Here is a 14,245-nt window from a genome sequence, read left to right on the forward strand (position 1 = left end):
TGGTACGCCATCGGCGGCTGAGCGCGGCGTCGCGATCGACCCTTGGCGGGCGTGACGCAACGGCGGTCACGCATGCCAGCGCGCCAGCAGGGTGCTTCCACGACGTCGACAGGAGAAGGCGCATGCGCGGATGGATGGCGCGTTATTTGTTTTCGCTGGCGCTGGCCGCCGCCAACGCCACCGGCATGGCCGCCACACCGGCACCGACCCGGGTCGCGATCCTGGGCGTGGAGCACGCGGCGCAACTGGTTTCCGAACGCGACCAGCCGGGCTTGCTCGCGGCGTTCCTGGAGCAACTCGCGCCGGACGCGATCTGTATCGAACGCCCGCCGGAGCAGGCGGCGCGCGGCGATTACTACGAATACACCTACGAGGTGCAGGGCGTGATCCTGCCGTACGCTGCGGCGCATCCCGTCGCCCTCTGTCCGATCGACTGGATGCCGCCGGTGGAGGACGCCAGACTCGGCTTCGGCGTGGACCTGGACACCCCGCTGGAACTGCGCCGCGAACAGGGCTTCCAGGGCTTCCTGTCGTTCCCCGACAAGGCCGCCCTGCAGCGCGACTTCTTTGCGGCGGATGCGGCCGAGAACGTGGCCGCGGTGCGGAAGTGGGCGCAGACGCCGGCGCCGCGGGCCGACCAGGACCTGCCGCGACGCCTGTACCTGTACCGCACCTTCCTGCAGGCCCAGCGCATCCGCGCCGCAGCGCTGGCGCATCCGGGCAAGACCGTGCTGGTCGTGGTGGGCTATTTCCACAAACCGGACCTGGAGGCGATCCTTGCGCACGACCCGGCGATCGCGCTGGTGCAGCCGTCGACGCTGGGGCGCCCCACTGCGGACGCGGTCGAGCGCGCCGCCACCGCGACGCAGCGCGCCGCGATCCTCGCCTTCAACCTGCTCGGCACCCAGGCCGAGACCGGCAACGTCGACTGGGCATGGATGAGCCGCGTCCTGGCTGCCTACGCCGCCGACGCGCCGGCCGCCGAAACGGCGCTGTTGCGGATCCGCCTGGCCCTGCTGAGCGGCCAGCTCGCACCGGCCGAAGCACGGCGGCGCTACGCACGGCTCGCCGAGGAAACTCCAGCCGAGCTGGCATTCGGCTGGACCGGCGTGCAGGACCGCACCCGCGTGGATTCGTTCTTCGATCCCTTCGGCAATCTGACGGTCCGCCAGCGCGCGACGCTGGAACTGGCGCGGACCGACTACGCGCTCGGCCGCAGCCGCGACGGCGACGCGGCGATCGAACGGCTCAAGGCCGACCTGTCGCCACGCAAGGCGCTGCAACTGTCCGGCTATGCGGCACGGCTGCGGCCCGTCGCCGCGAGCACGCGCGATTCGCGCGCCGCGAAGTAACGGGCTCGCGTCGAGACGTCACCCGCGGTCGCCGTGACCCTCGATGGCGACAGCATCCTGCGCGAACGACGCGCAGGTGCGATCGTTCAGGCCTCCAGCCCGATCGGGCAACTCACCCCGGCCCGCCCAGGCCGCAGTAGCCGCCCGGGTTCTTGGCCAGATACTGCTGGTGCTCGTCCTCGGCGTAGTAGAACGGCGGCGCCGGGAAGCGGATCTCGGTGGTGATGGGGCCGTAGCCGGCGGCGTCCAGGCGCTGCTGGTAGGCGTCGCGGCTGGTCAGCGCGGCCTCGTACTGCGCCTGGGTGGTGCAGTAGATCGCCGAGCGGTACTGGGTGCCGGTGTCGTTGCCCTGGCGCATGCCCTGGGTCGGGTCGTGGCTTTCCCAGAAGGTCTGCAGCAACTGCTCGAAGCGCACGGTCTGCGGGTCGAACGCCACCAGCACCGCCTCGGTGTGGCCGGTCTGGCCGGAGCAGACCTCGCGATAGGTGGCATTGGGCGTCTCGCCGCCGGCGTAGCCGACCGCCGTGCTGAACACGCCGGGCAGCGACCAGAACTTGCGTTCGGCGCCCCAGAAACAGCCCAGGCCGAACTGCACCTGCTCCAGGCCGGCAAAGGCATCGCGCAAGGGGTGGCCATTGACGAAGTGACGGTTGTGCAGCGGCAGCGGCTGCGCGCGTCCCGGCAGGCTCTCGCCCGGGCGCGGCAGGCGCTGCTTGAAGGCACCGATTCCCAACATGGCATGGACTCCTGGCAGCGACGACGATGTCGTGTGGATGGCGCTGCCGGAGTCCGCTTTCAAGTGCGCCCGACCACCGCGGCGGCGGTGACAGGCGCGACGTTCACTTCGCTGCGGCGCTGGCCGTGGCGGCGGCGACCGGTTCCGGCATCGCCGAGCTGTGGTGGTTGATGATCAGCCAGCGCCCGTCGCGCTTTTCGTAGACGAAGGTGTAGCGCGCCTGCACCTGGCGGGTGCTGCCGTCAGGATTGTTCAGGGTGAAGGTGTAGACGCCGGCGTCGACCGCGCTGTCGTCGTCGAGCAGCCGCACCTGGCGGTAGTTGATGGCCCCGCGCGGCTTGGCGGCGAGGAAGTGGCTGAAGTAGTCCTCGATCTCGGCGCGGCTGGCGCGCACCTGGTTGGACACGGTGGGCAGCAGCACGCCGTCGCGGGCGTACAGGTCGGCCACGCGCTGCGGATTGCCTGTGGCCAGCGCCGCGTTCCAGCGGTCGAACAGGCCGGCGATCTCGCGTTCGGCGCTGCTGGCCGGCGTCGCCGGCTGGCCGTCGTAGTGCATCGCCGGCGCGGCCAGCGCGGCGGAGGTGGTGGTCAGGCCCAGTGCCAGGGCGAACAGGATGCGACGCATGGGAAGTCTCCGTTTGCTGAGGGGATGCCGTCTCGAGGCGAAGCGAGTATCGGCAGCGGCGGCTTGCGCAACATCCGCCGGGCGGCATATCCTCGAATATGCCGTTCGGCATATCGGAGACGCGCCAGTGCACCCTCCCTCCAATGCAGGCCAGTGGCGTGAGGCACTGCGCCGCGACGCCGCCGACGCGGCGCGCTGGCAGGCCGTGGCCGCCGCCGCGGCGGCGCTGCGCGAGGCCGGCGATGCCGCGCAGGCCGCCGCGCACGCACTCGTGCCGGCCAGTGCCCTGGTGGCGGCCCCGCATGCTGCGGTGCTGGCGGTGCGGGGCGCCCGCTGCCTGGTACTGGCCAGCCAGGGCGATGCGTTGCCGCCGGGCGCCAGCGTCGCCGTCGAGGCGTCGGCGCATGCCTGGCGCCTGCGCGGCACGGCCGCCACCGAGGCCGGCGAACTGTGCCTGCCGATCGCCACGCTGGGCGTGCCGCTGGGCATGCTGTGCCTGGGCTGGGACGCCCGCACCGTCCCGGCACCGGAGGACGTGCAAGCCCTGTCCGCGATCGCCGCGCTGCTGGCGCCGCTGGCGGCCGAACCGCCGCGTGCGCCGCGGCGGCGCAAACCGGCGCAGGCCGACCGCCTGGCCGTGCTCAGCGCGCGCGAGCGGCAGGTGCTGGCGCTACTGTCGCGCGGGCTGACCAATGCCGCGCTCGGCGCCGAACTGGGCATCAGCGCCGGCACCGCCAAGGTCCACGTCGAGCGCATCCTGCACAAGCTGCAGGTGGCCGACCGCACCCAGGCCGCGGTGGTCGCGGTGCAGGCGGGGGTGGCGCTGTGAGGGCGCTGGCGCGGCGCTGGAACGACTGGCCGCTGACCCGCAAGAGCCTGGCGCTGGTGGCGCTGCCGCTGTTGCTGCTGGTGGCGGCGCTGGTGGCGATCTACAGCGTCGAGCGGCAGAACATCGCCGCCGAGAACGACGTGCGCCGCACCCTGCAGTTGCTCAGCGATTTGCACGAGGCGCATGCGCTGCTGGCCGAGACCGCCGCCGGCGTGCGCGGCTACCGGCTGGTGCGCCAGGACGCGTTCCTGACCCCGTACCGCGACGCCGAGCCGCGGCTGAAGACCGTGGTGCAGCGCCTGTCGCAACGCATCACCGACCCGCGCCAGGCGCAGCGCTTCGCCCGCATCCAGCCGCTGTTCGAGGAGAAGATGCAGGGCTGGCGGCGGCTGCTCGCGCCGGACCTGAGCCGCGAGGAAGAGATCCGCCAGCTGCGCGAGGGCAAGGTCACCCTCGACATCCTGCGTGCGGAACTGCGCGAGCTGCGCAACTACGAGACCGCGCAGTTGCAGGTGCGCACCGCCAAGGCGCAGGCGCTGCGCCAGCGCAACCTGCTGATCACCCTGTGCGCGGCGATGCTGGGCGGACTCGGTGCGGTACTCGCGGTGGCCTGGTTCGCCTCGTCGCTGTCGCGACGCCTGCGCCAGCTCTCGGCCAATGCCGACCGCCTCGGCGACGGCCGGCCGCTGGCGCCACAGCCACCGGCCGGCGACGAGCTGGGCCAGGTCGCGCAACGCCTGCAGCAGGCCAGCACCCTGCTCGCCGCGCGCGCCGAGGAAGCGCAGTCGGCGCGCCGCGAGGCCGAGAGCGCCAACCGGGCCAAGACCGAATTCCTCTCGCGCAGCAGCCACGAACTGCGTACGCCGCTCAACGCCATCCTCGGTTACGCGCAGGTGCTGGAGATGGACCTGACGGGCGCGGCGCAGCGCGACCACCTGCAGCACATCCTCGGCGCCGGCCGACACCTGCTGGGACTGATCACCGAACTGCTGGACATCGCCCGCATCGAGGCCGACCAGCTCGACCTGAGCCCGCGCCCGGTGCCGGTGCATGCCGCACTGGAAGAGGCGATGGGCCTGGTCGCACCGGAGGCGCAGGCGCGCGGCATCGTGCTGCGGCCGCCGCAGTTGCCGCCGGAGTGGACCGTGCGCGCCGACCCGCAGCGGCTGCGCCAGGTGCTGATCAACCTGCTGTCCAACGCGATCAAGTTCAACCGCCCGGGTGGCGCGGTGTGGGTGAGCGCGGTGCCCGAAGGCCAGTCCCTGGCGCTGAGCGTGCACGACCAGGGCCACGGCCTGACGCCGGCGCAGGTGGAACGATTGTTCACGCCGTTCGAGCGGCTCGGCGCCGAGCGCTCGGCGATCGAGGGCACCGGTCTGGGCCTGGCGCTGAGCAAGCGCCTGACCGAGGCGATGGGCGGGCGCATCGCCGTGGACAGCGGCGCGGACGGATCGCGCTTCACCATCGCGCTGCCGCTGGACCGCCCACAGGCAGCGGCACTGCCTGACCCCGCCGTGATGGCGACGACGGCGAGCGGGATCCAGCGCCAGTTGCTGAGCGTGGAGGACAACCCGTCCAACCAGGCGCTGATCCGCACCCTGGTCGAACGCCGCCCGCACTGGCGCCTGCACGAGGCAGCCAGCCTGGCGCAGGCGCGCGCGCATCTGCAGCAGGCCACGCCCGACCTGATCCTGCTCGACCTGCACCTGAGCGACGGCAACGGCGAGGACCTGCTGCAGGCGCTGCGCGCGCAGCCGCACACCGCGGCGATCCCGGTGGTGGTGATCAGCGCCGATGCCACCGCGACCACGCTGGTGCGCGTGCAAGGCGAGCCGGTGTGCGCCTACCTGACCAAGCCGCTGGACGTGGCCGACTTCTTCTCCGTTCTGGACCGACACCTCGCATGACCCGCAACGATGTCCTCGCCGCGCGCATCCTGATCGTCGACGACGAACCGGCCAACGTGCGCCTGCTGGAAGAACTGCTGCAGCACGAAGGCTTCCGCCAGGTGGTGGCGACCACCGACCCGCAGCGGGTGCTGGGCCTGGTCGCGGCGTTCGCGCCGGACCTGATCCTGCTCGACCTGATGATGCCGGAGCTGGACGGCTACGCGATCCTGGAACAACTGGCGCGCCTGGCCGGCCCGTCCAGTTTCCTGCCGGTGATCGTGCTCACCGCCGACCCCAGCCGCAGCGCCCGCCACCGCGCCCTCGGCCTGGGCGCCAAGGATTTCCTGACCAAGCCGCTGGACACCTTCGAAGTCGCCCTGCGCGTCTGGAACGTGGCCGAGACCGTGGTGCTGTTCAAGCGCCTGGGCGGCCTCGCCGTGGCGGATGCCGCGCCGCCGGGTTGGCTGACGGCCGGGATTGGGGATTAGGGATTGGGGATTCGCAACGGCAGCCCCCCGCTTTTGCCAATCCCCAATCCCGACTCCCCAATCCCAGCCCCCAAACTACATCGCCCGCGTCACCTGCCCGCCCAGGCCCAGCGTCATCAGCACTTCCTGGGCTCTTTCCAGCAGTTCGTCGGCCACGCAGACCTGGACCACGCCGAACGGCAGTTCGCCGGCGCCGCCGAGCAGGGCCTCGCCGAACACGAAGGCGGTGATGCCGGCATCCTCCAGCGCGTGCTTGGCCAGGTGCGCATCGATCAGGTGCTGGGCGCGGTAGGCGATCTGCATGGTCGGCCCCTCAGCCGTACACAGCGACATTGGCGACGGCACGGGAGACGCGCCGCACGCTCGCAGACAGGGTCTGGGCGCCGATAACGAGGCTGAGCAAAGGCATGGCGCGTTCTCGCAAAGGGAGATCGGCAGAGTACGCTGGGGACGCCGGTCGCAGCCAGCCGAACCGAGCCCCCAGCGTCAACAGAGTCAACATAGGGTCAACGTTTGTTGACCCGAGTAGACTGTTGCGCACCCAATTTGTTGACGCGCGCATGTCCGACACCCCCGCCACCGACGCCTCCGCCCCGGCCGAGAAGAAAGACTTCATCCGCCAGATCGTCCGCGAGGACCTGGCCAGCGGCAAGCACACGGCCATCCGCACCCGCTTCCCGCCCGAGCCCAACGGCTACCTGCACATCGGCCATGCCAAGGCGATCTGCCTGGACTTCGGCATCGCCGCCGAGTTCGGCGGGCGCTGCAACCTGCGCTTCGACGACACCAATCCGGCCAAGGAAGATCCCGAATTCGTCGCCGCGATCCAGGACGACGTGCGCTGGCTGGGCTTCGACTGGGCCGAGCTGCGTCACGCCTCGGACTATTTCGAGGTGTACTACCTGGCCGCCGAGAAGCTGATCCGCGACGGCCACGCCTTCGTCTGCGACCTCTCCGCCGAGCAGGTGCGCGAGTACCGCGGCACCCTCACCGAGCCGGGCCGCGACTCGCCCTACCGCACCCGCAGCGTCGAGGAGAACCTGGACCTGTTCCGGCGCATGCGCGCCGGCGAGTTCCCGGACGGCGCGCGCACCCTGCGCGCCAAGATCGACATGCGCAGCGGCAACATCAACCTGCGCGACCCGGCGCTCTACCGGATCAAGCACGTCGAGCACCAGAACACCGGCAACGCCTGGCCGATCTACCCGATGTACGACTTCGCGCATTCGCTGGGCGATGCGGTGGAAGGCATCACCCACTCGCTGTGCACGCTGGAGTTCGAGGACCACCGCCCGCTGTACGACTGGTGCGTGGACAAGGTCGATCTGGCCGGCCACCCCGAACTGCTGCAGCCGCTGCTGGACAAGGGCCTGCCGCGCGAGGCGGCCAAGCCGCGGCAGATCGAGTTCTCGCGGCTCAACATCAACTACACGGTGATGAGCAAGCGCAAGCTGACCCAACTCGTCGCCGAAGGCCTGGTCGACGGCTGGGACGACCCGCGCATGTACACCCTGCAGGGCCTGCGCCGCCGCGGCTACACGCCGGCCGCACTGCGCCTGCTGGTCGACCGCGTCGGCATCAGCAAGCAGAACTCGGTGATCGATTTCTCGGTGCTGGAAGGCTGCCTGCGCGAAGACCTGGACGCGCACGCCGCGCGGCGCATGGCGGTGATCGAGCCGCTGAAGCTGGTGCTGAGCAACCTGCCCGAGGGCCACAGCGAAACGCTGACCTTCTCCAATCATCCCAAGGACGAGAGCTTCGGCACGCGCGAAGTGCCGTTCTCGCGCGAACTGTGGATCGAGCGCGAGGACTTCGCCGAAGTCCCGCCCAAGGGCTGGAAGCGGCTGGTGCCGGGCGGCGAAGTGCGCCTGCGCGGCGCCGGCATCGCCCGCGTCGACGAGGTGATCAAGAACGACGCCGGCGAGATCGTGGAACTGCGCGGCTGGCTCGACCCGGAATCGCGCCCGGGCATGGAAGGCGCCAACCGCAAGGTCAAGGGCACCATCCACTGGGTCAGCGCCGCGCACGCGGTCGAGGCCGAGATCCGCCTGTACGACCGCCTGTTCTCGGTGGAGAAGCCTGACGACGAGTCCGACGGCAAGACCTACCGCGACCACCTCAACCCCGACTCCAAGCGCAGCGTGCGCGGCTACGTCGAACCCGCCGCCGCCCAGGCCGCGCCGGAGCAGGCGTTCCAGTTCGAGCGCACCGGCTATTTCGTCACCGACCGCTACGACCACCGCGCCGACGCGCCGGTGTTCAACCGCAGCGTGACCCTGCGCGATACCTGGAGCGGCGGCCAGGGCGGCTGACCAAGCGCGTGTGCGATGCCTCCAGCGACGGCGATGTCCTGGAGGAAGGCAGCGCATCGGCCGCGGACCGCGTGCCCGAACATCTGCCGCGTCGTTCGGCGCTATCGCGTCGGGACTGAAGTCCCTCCCACAGGATGGCTGCATGCGCGGCTGCTTCCTGCAGGGCCAGCGTTAGCCGTGCCGCTTTTGTCGGTAAGGCGTTGCGGCCGAAGCCACCAAAAGCGGGGATTGGGGATTCGGGATTTTCCCGCGAGTGCTGGGCGGTTGCGATTGCACTGTGGGAGGGGCTTCAGCCCCGACGGGCTTTACCGATAACGCCTGTCGGGGCTGAAGCCGCACCCACCGTGGAGTCGCGGAGTGGCTTTTTGTCGCCAGAGGCGCCGCACATACCGTGCACTCGCGAAAAATCCCCAATCCCCGCCCTTCCCCCGCCACCGCCCGCGCGCTAGCGTAACGGGCATGTCCCCCGCCCCGTCCTTCAGCCTGCGCAGCTACGGCCGCGACGGCGCCGCCCATCAGCACGACCACGTACAGTTGGTGCTGCCGTTGCACGGCTCGATGGAACTGGAGGTGGACGGCCGCGGCGGCTATCTGGACCGTTTCCGCGCCGCGGTGGTCGCGCCGCAGACCCGGCATGCGCAGTCCGCGCTGGATGCCAACCGCTTCCTGGTCGTCGATTGCCGCACCGATGCCTTCGGCGACGACGCGCTGGAGCACCTGCGGCGACGGCCGTTCCTCGACCTGCCGCCGCCGCTGCAGGATCTGCTCGCCGACCAGACACCGCATCCGGACCTCGCTGCCGCCCATGCACGAGCCGGCGCCGCCGTGCTGGCCTGGCTGCAGGCGGACACCGCGCCGCGCGGCTGGCAGCGGCTGCAGGCGCTGTGCCGGCGCATCGAGGCCGCGCCCGGCCAGGACTGGCCGGTGCGGCGCATGGCGCAGCTGGCGCACCTGAGTCCGAGTCGCCTGCACGCGCTGTTCCGCGCTGCGTTCGGACGCACGCCGCAGGACTGGGTGGCGGCACGGCGGCTGGACTGGGTGCGCCGACAGCTGGCGCACGGCACCCGGCCGATCGCCGACCTGGCCCAGGACAGCGGCTATGCCGACCAGAGCGCGCTGACCCGCGCGCTCAAGCGCAGCACCGGGCAGACCCCGGCCGCCTACCGCCGCCGTCATCGCCCGGCGCCAGGACAGGAGTCTGGGACAAGCCGGCCGCTGCCGGCGCCGGCATGCTGAGCCGTCACGGCTGACACGGCCGACACGGAAACGAACCGCATGCGCGAACGTCTATGGGCAGGGGTCGGCAGCGGCATGGTCGCGGGCGCGCTGTGGGGCCTGGTGTTCCTGGCGCCGCAACTGCTGAGCGCCTTTTCGCCGCTGCAACTGGCCATCTCGCGCTACCTGGCCTATGGCGCCATCGCTGCCGTGGTGCTGCTGCCGCGCTGGCGCACCGCCACCGCGCCGCTGGGCGCGCCCGAATGGTGGGCGCTGCTGCGCCTGAGCCTGCTCGGCAACATCGTCTACTACGTGCTGCTGGGCAGCGCGGTGCAGTGGGCCGGCGGCGCCGCCACCGCGCTGATCATCGGCCTGTTGCCGGCGGCGGTCACGGTGATCGGCTCGCGCGCGGCCGGCGCGGTCCGCCTACGCCGGCTCGCCGCGCCCTGCGCGCTGTGCGTGCTCGGGGTGGCGCTGGTCGCGGTGCAGACCCTGGCCGTGGCGCGGCCGCACATTCCCGCCAGCCTCGGCCTGCGTGCGGCGGGACTGGCCTGTGCGGTCGGCGCGCTGGCGTGCTGGACCGCCTACTCGATCAAGAACGCGCGCTGGCTGCGGCGGCGCCCGGACCTGTCCGGCCGCGACTGGTCGCTGCTGACCGGCGTGGTCACCGGCGCGCTGGCCCTGACCCTGGCGCTGCCGGCGTTCGCCCTGTCAGGCACGGCCCATGCCGGCGCCGACTGGATGCGCTTCTGGGGCATGGCGCTGGTGCTGGCGCTGTTCGCTTCGGTGATCGGCAACGCCTGCTGGAACCACGCCAGCCGGCTGCTGCCGCTGACCCTGGTCGGGCAGATGATCGTGTTCGAGACCGTGTTCGCGCTGCTGTACGGCTTCCTGTGGGAACAGCGCTGGCCGACCGCGCTGGAACTGCTGGCGATCGCCTGCCTGCTCGGCGGCGTGCTGTGGTGCACGCTGGTGCATGCGCGGCCGCAACCCACCGTGCGCGAAGCCAAGCCCGGTTAAGCGGCGCTGCCTAGACTTGCGAAGGTCCTCCAACGGGAATCGCGCCATGCACACCGTCCTGCGCCGTTGCTGTCCCGCTCTCGTCCTAGTCGCCGCACTGGCTGGCTGCCACGCCTCCAACGCGCCATCCGGCGCGGCGCCGAACCCGGCCACCAACGCCATCGCACCGGCGGCAACCGGCAAGTGTGACGCCGTCCCCGACCACGCCTACGACCTGCCGGCCGGGCGCTTCGATGAGGTGTCGCAGCAACTGGCCCACGCCACCGGCTGCATGGTCGTGTACCGCGATCCAGGCCTCGCATCGTTGCCGGTCAACGCGGTGAAGGGACAGGTCAGCATCCGCCAAGCGCTGCACCAGGCGCTGGACGGCACAGCGCTGCGGATCTCGGAGGAAAGCGCCGACGCGATGACCGTCGTGCGCCGCTGACCCGGCGGCGGCGCGGTGGGTTGCTACCATGGCCGCACTCCACCGCACGGAAGATCGCCATGCCCCGTCATTTCGCGTCGTTGCTGTGTTCCCTGTGCCTGCTCGCCGGCATGCTGCTGTCCAGCGCCTGCGCGCGCAGCGAGACCGCCAAGCCGGCGGTGCCGGCACCGACGCCGACGGCGTCCGCACCGGGCCTGCCAATCAAGGTCGACACCAGTTGCCGCACCGATGCCGACTGCACAGTCAAGAACGTCGGCAACTGCTGCGGCGCGATGCCGGCCTGCGTCAACCGCGACAGCCCTACCGATCCGCAGGGCGTGATGGCGCAGTGCCAGGCCAGCGGGCGCATGAGCGTGTGCGGCTCGCCCGCGATCGCCGGCTGCTCCTGCGTGGCCGGGCAATGCAGCGCGCGCGCCGCGCAAGCCGATACACTGCGCGCCCCCCAGCCTGCCGAACCCGTCCGCTGATGCTCTACGCGCAAGTCCACCTCACCCTGCCCGCCTGGATCCACGAGGCGGTCGATCCGCAGGCCGTCTACGCCAGCGATGCCGACAAGGTCGCGCTGGCGGTGGAACTGTCGCGGCTGAACGTGGACGCCGGCAGCGGCGGCCCGTTCGGCGCGGCGGTGTTCGGCCCGGACCACCGCATCATCGCCGTCGGCGTGAATCGGGTGGTGCCGCAGACCACCTCGCTGGCGCATGCCGAGAACATGGCCTACATGCTGGCCCAGCAGCGCCTGCAGACCCCGCGGCTGAACGCGGTGCTGTCGCCGGTGACCCTGGCCACCTCCTCGCAGCCGTGCTGCCAGTGCTACGGCGCCACCATCTGGGCCGGCATCGACCGCCTGCTGATCGGTGCCAGCGCCGAGGACGTGATGGCGCTGACCCCGTTCGACGAAGGCCCGCTGCCGGCGGACTGGGTCGGCGAACTGCAGCGCCGCGGCATCGAGGTGGTGCGCGGCCTGCACCGCGACGCCGCCTGCGCGGTGCTGCGCCGCTACGGCGAACTCGACAGCCCCCGCTACTGACGCCGCCGGCGAAGGCTTGCCCATGTCCTCCGAGAACGGCCCGCTGGTCCATGGCCTGCTGTGCTACTGCCGGCCCGGCTTCGAACCCGAACTGGCGGCCGAGCTCAACGCCCGCGCCGGCGAGGCCGGGCTGGCCGCCTACGCGCGCACCGAGCGCAACAGCGGCTACGCGCTGCTGCTCAGCGACACGGCGGTGCCGGCGCAGGCGCTGCCCTGGCGCGGGCTGATCTTCGCCCGGCAGAAGCTGCAGTTGCTGGCCGACCTGCGCGAGCTGCCGGCCAGCGACCGCATCGCGCCGATCCTGCAGGCGCTGGGCGGCCAGCCGCGCTTCGGCGACCTGTGGGTCGAACATCCGGACTCGGACGCCGGCAAGCCGCTGTCGGGCCTGGCGCGCAGTTTTGGCAACGCGCTGCGCCCGGCGCTGCGCAAGGCCGGCCTGCTCAGCGACAAGCCGCAGCCGCGGCTGCCGCGCCTGCACGTGTGCTTCGTGACCGGCACCCACGCCCTGCTGGCGGTGGCCGACAGCGAGGACAGCGCGCCGTGGCCGCTGGGCATCCCGCGCCTCAAGCTGCTGCCGGAGGCGCCCTCGCGGTCGGCCCTGAAACTGGAAGAAGCGCTGCGGGCGCTGCTGACCCCGCACGAGCGCGAGACGCTGCTGCGCCCGGGCATGCGCGCGGCCGACCTCGGCGCCGCCCCCGGCGGCTGGACCTGGGTGCTGACCCGCCAGCACCTGCACGTGACCAGCGTGGACAACGGCCCGCTGCGCCAGCACGTGCTCGACAGCGGCCTGGTCGACCACCTGCGCGCCGACGGCTTCCACTGGAAACCGCCGCAGCCGCTGGACTGGATGGTCTGCGACATGGTCGAGCAGCCGCGCCGCGTCGCCGAGCGCATGGCCACTTGGTTCCGCGAGGGCTGGTGCCGGCACGCGATCTTCAACTTGAAGCTGCCGATGAAGAAGCGCTGGGACGAGACCCGGCTGTGCCTGGACCTGTTCGCCGAACGCGCCGAGCGCCCGCTGCAGTTGCGCGCCAAGCAGCTCTACCACGACCGCGAAGAGATCACGGTGCTGGCGATCCCCGGCTGAGCGGTCGCGCGTCCACATCCGGTGTTTCGTAGCAGCGGCTCGACCGCGATGGGTTTCCCGGGAAAGCCATCGCGGCTGAAGCCGCTCCTGTGACGAGCGCATTGGCGCCGCCCACCGCTACAACACGATCCGCGCCCCGTCCTCCCGCGCCGAGCGCTGGATGGCCTCGACGATGCGGATATCGCGCAAGCCTTCCTCGCCGGGCACGCGCAGCGGCGTGCCCTGCAGGATCGCCAGCGCATCCTCGTCCATCTGCAGCGCCTGCTGGTGGTGCACCCGCGCGTCGAACAGGCGGCCATCGCTGGCCCGGCCGCGCACGCCGTCGTAGGCCTGGAACGGCGCCAGTTCGTACCAACCCTTCGCGCACTCGGCGCGCAGCAGGTTCATGGTGCGGCCGAAGCTGGCCGCGCAGCTCGCAGTGATCCCATGCGGAAACTCCAGGGTGAAGTGCATGTGCTCGTCGACCTCGTCGAACAATGCCGGCCGATCGGTGGATCGCCGCGCGCTGACCGCCAGCGGCTCGGCGCCGGTCGTGTAGCGCGCCGCGTTGAGCGGATACACGCCCATGTCGTACATCGCACCGCCGCCGTACTGCGCGCGCAGCCGCCACGGCCGCTGCGCCGGGTCGGTGTCGCCGTAGCCGGCATAGCCCGCCTCGGCGCGCACGCTGCGCATCGCCCCGAACGGGCGTTCGCCGGCCAGGGCGATGAGGCGCCGGGTATTGGGCTCGTGCTGCATGCGGTAGCCGATGCTCAGCCGCACCTTGTTGCGCGCGCAGGCCTCGATCATCGCCTGCGCCTGTTCGGCGTGCAGCGCCATCGGCTTCTCGCACCACACGTGCTTGCCGGCGGCCGCGGCGCGGATGCTCAGCGGCGCATGCAGATGGGTGGGCGTGACCACGTAGACCACGTCGATGTCCGGGTTGTCGGCGATGCGCTCCAGCTCGTCGTAGCTGTAGACGTTGCGATCCGGGATGCGGTAGCGCGCCTGCCACTGCGGGATCTTCTGCGGCGAGCCGGTGACGATGCCGGCCAGGCGGCAGTGCCTGGTCAGGGTGAGCCCCGGCGCCAGACGACTGCTGGCGTACTCGCCCAGACCGACCAGGGCCACGCCCAGCGGCTTGCGGCGTCGTGCCGGCGCGGCCGCCCATGCAGACGATCCGAGCAGGCCGGCGGCGGTGGCGGAGAGGCCGGCCAGCAACAGGCGGCGGCGATTCGGCGAGGACGGCTCCATGCGCA

General features: G+C 71.5%; 14 protein-coding genes and 1 pseudogene. 11 read left to right on the top strand and 4 right to left on the bottom strand.

Annotated elements, in window-relative coordinates; genetic code table 11:
• Nucleotides 1-122 precede the first annotated feature (122 nt).
• Nucleotides 123-1,352, top strand: a complete 1,230-nt coding sequence (locus SLW55_RS02805; protein ID WP_320744509.1) for a hypothetical protein — start codon at nt 123-125, stop codon at nt 1,350-1,352.
• A gap of 86 nt (nt 1,353-1,438) precedes the next feature.
• Here the strand turns inward: SLW55_RS02805 and msrA are convergent.
• Together msrA and SLW55_RS02815 are read right to left on the bottom strand one after the other, a co-directional pair.
• Nucleotides 1,439-2,088, bottom strand: a pseudogene (msrA, locus tag SLW55_RS02810) (peptide-methionine (S)-S-oxide reductase MsrA).
• Nucleotides 2,089-2,191: 103 nt separating this feature from the next.
• Entirely contained in the window at nt 2,192-2,713 is a 522-nt protein-coding gene (locus SLW55_RS02815; protein ID WP_320744511.1) for an SgcJ/EcaC family oxidoreductase, read from the bottom strand.
• Nucleotides 2,714-2,840: 127 nt separating this feature from the next.
• Here SLW55_RS02815 and SLW55_RS02820 point away from each other — a divergent pair, with 127 nt between their 5' ends.
• Genes SLW55_RS02820 through SLW55_RS02830 form a run of 3 tightly spaced genes read left to right on the top strand, consistent with a single transcriptional unit; the run spans nt 2,841 to nt 5,919 of the window.
• Nucleotides 2,841-3,542: a helix-turn-helix transcriptional regulator gene (locus SLW55_RS02820; protein ID WP_320744513.1), complete on the top strand. Its 702-nt coding sequence runs from the start codon at nt 2,841-2,843 to the stop codon at nt 3,540-3,542.
• A complete protein-coding gene (locus SLW55_RS02825) occupies nt 3,539-5,449 on the top strand; it encodes an ATP-binding protein (protein WP_320744515.1) in 1,911 nt (636 codons plus the stop codon). Before SLW55_RS02820 ends, SLW55_RS02825 begins: the two co-directional genes overlap by 4 nt.
• Nucleotides 5,446-5,919 (top strand): response regulator, encoded by a 474-nt coding sequence (locus tag SLW55_RS02830; protein WP_320744517.1) that lies wholly within the window; start codon nt 5,446-5,448, stop codon nt 5,917-5,919. The genes SLW55_RS02825 and SLW55_RS02830 overlap by 4 nt, the downstream gene beginning before the upstream one ends.
• Before the next feature lie 75 nt (nt 5,920-5,994).
• On the opposite strand, the gene SLW55_RS02835 is transcribed toward SLW55_RS02830, so the two are convergent.
• Nucleotides 5,995-6,222 carry a DUF2007 domain-containing protein gene (locus SLW55_RS02835; protein ID WP_152182097.1) on the bottom strand — a complete coding sequence of 76 codons (228 nt, stop codon included), beginning with the start codon at nt 6,220-6,222 and terminating at the stop codon, nt 5,995-5,997.
• 257 nt (nt 6,223-6,479) lie between these two features.
• Between SLW55_RS02835 and SLW55_RS02840 the strand changes: the two genes are divergently transcribed.
• The 7 genes from SLW55_RS02840 (at nt 6,480) to rlmM (ending at nt 13,007) form a co-directional block, all read left to right on the top strand.
• Nucleotides 6,480-8,231, top strand: a complete 1,752-nt coding sequence (locus SLW55_RS02840; protein ID WP_320744519.1) for a glutamine--tRNA ligase/YqeY domain fusion protein — start codon at nt 6,480-6,482, stop codon at nt 8,229-8,231.
• A 459-nt stretch (nt 8,232-8,690) separates the two neighbouring features.
• Complete coding sequence (locus tag SLW55_RS02845) at nt 8,691-9,467, top strand: AraC family transcriptional regulator (RefSeq protein ID WP_295965455.1); 777 nt, start codon at nt 8,691-8,693, stop codon at nt 9,465-9,467.
• 39 nt (nt 9,468-9,506) lie between these two features.
• Complete coding sequence (locus SLW55_RS02850) at nt 9,507-10,466, top strand: DMT family transporter (RefSeq protein WP_320744521.1); 960 nt, start codon at nt 9,507-9,509, stop codon at nt 10,464-10,466.
• A 46-nt stretch (nt 10,467-10,512) separates the two neighbouring features.
• A complete protein-coding gene (locus SLW55_RS02855; protein ID WP_267100020.1) occupies nt 10,513-10,893 on the top strand; it encodes an STN domain-containing protein in 381 nt (126 codons plus the stop codon).
• Between the two features lie 59 nt (nt 10,894-10,952).
• Complete coding sequence (locus SLW55_RS02860; protein ID WP_267100019.1) at nt 10,953-11,360, top strand: hypothetical protein; 408 nt, start codon at nt 10,953-10,955, stop codon at nt 11,358-11,360.
• Complete coding sequence (locus SLW55_RS02865) at nt 11,360-11,920, top strand: nucleoside deaminase (RefSeq protein WP_017914178.1); 561 nt, start codon at nt 11,360-11,362, stop codon at nt 11,918-11,920. The genes SLW55_RS02860 and SLW55_RS02865 overlap by 1 nt, the downstream gene beginning before the upstream one ends.
• Nucleotides 11,921-11,942: 22 nt before the next feature.
• Nucleotides 11,943-13,007, top strand: coding sequence for a 23S rRNA (cytidine(2498)-2'-O)-methyltransferase RlmM (gene rlmM / locus SLW55_RS02870; protein ID WP_267100018.1), 1,065 nt, complete (start codon nt 11,943-11,945; stop codon nt 13,005-13,007).
• A gap of 117 nt (nt 13,008-13,124) precedes the next feature.
• Here the strand turns inward: rlmM and SLW55_RS02875 are convergent, their stop codons facing one another.
• Nucleotides 13,125-14,240, bottom strand: coding sequence for a Gfo/Idh/MocA family oxidoreductase (locus SLW55_RS02875; RefSeq protein ID WP_320744523.1), 1,116 nt, complete (start codon nt 14,238-14,240; stop codon nt 13,125-13,127).
• Nucleotides 14,241-14,245: the final 5 nt, after the last annotated feature.

Source organism: Xanthomonas sp. LF06-19, from assembly GCF_034105425.1.
Lineage (GTDB): Bacteria > Pseudomonadota > Gammaproteobacteria > Xanthomonadales > Xanthomonadaceae > Xanthomonas_A > Xanthomonas_A sontii.

Coding starts and splice junctions, on each gene's coding strand:
- SLW55_RS02805 (WP_320744509.1), top strand. CDS start 123: ATGCGCGGATGGATGGCGCGTTATTTGTTTTCGCTGGCGCTGGCCGCC.
- SLW55_RS02840 (WP_320744519.1), top strand. CDS start 6,480: ATGTCCGACACCCCCGCCACCGACGCCTCCGCCCCGGCCGAGAAGAAA.
- SLW55_RS02860 (WP_267100019.1), top strand. CDS start 10,953: ATGCCCCGTCATTTCGCGTCGTTGCTGTGTTCCCTGTGCCTGCTCGCC.
- SLW55_RS02815 (WP_320744511.1), bottom strand. CDS start 2,713: ATGCGTCGCATCCTGTTCGCCCTGGCACTGGGCCTGACCACCACCTCC.
- SLW55_RS02850 (WP_320744521.1), top strand. CDS start 9,507: ATGCGCGAACGTCTATGGGCAGGGGTCGGCAGCGGCATGGTCGCGGGC.
- SLW55_RS02865 (WP_017914178.1), top strand. CDS start 11,360: ATGCTCTACGCGCAAGTCCACCTCACCCTGCCCGCCTGGATCCACGAG.
- SLW55_RS02855 (WP_267100020.1), top strand. CDS start 10,513: ATGCACACCGTCCTGCGCCGTTGCTGTCCCGCTCTCGTCCTAGTCGCC.
- SLW55_RS02835 (WP_152182097.1), bottom strand. CDS start 6,222: ATGCAGATCGCCTACCGCGCCCAGCACCTGATCGATGCGCACCTGGCC.
- SLW55_RS02830 (WP_320744517.1), top strand. CDS start 5,446: ATGACCCGCAACGATGTCCTCGCCGCGCGCATCCTGATCGTCGACGAC.
- SLW55_RS02875 (WP_320744523.1), bottom strand. CDS start 14,240: ATGGAGCCGTCCTCGCCGAATCGCCGCCGCCTGTTGCTGGCCGGCCTC.
- SLW55_RS02845 (WP_295965455.1), top strand. CDS start 8,691: ATGTCCCCCGCCCCGTCCTTCAGCCTGCGCAGCTACGGCCGCGACGGC.
- rlmM (WP_267100018.1), top strand. CDS start 11,943: ATGTCCTCCGAGAACGGCCCGCTGGTCCATGGCCTGCTGTGCTACTGC.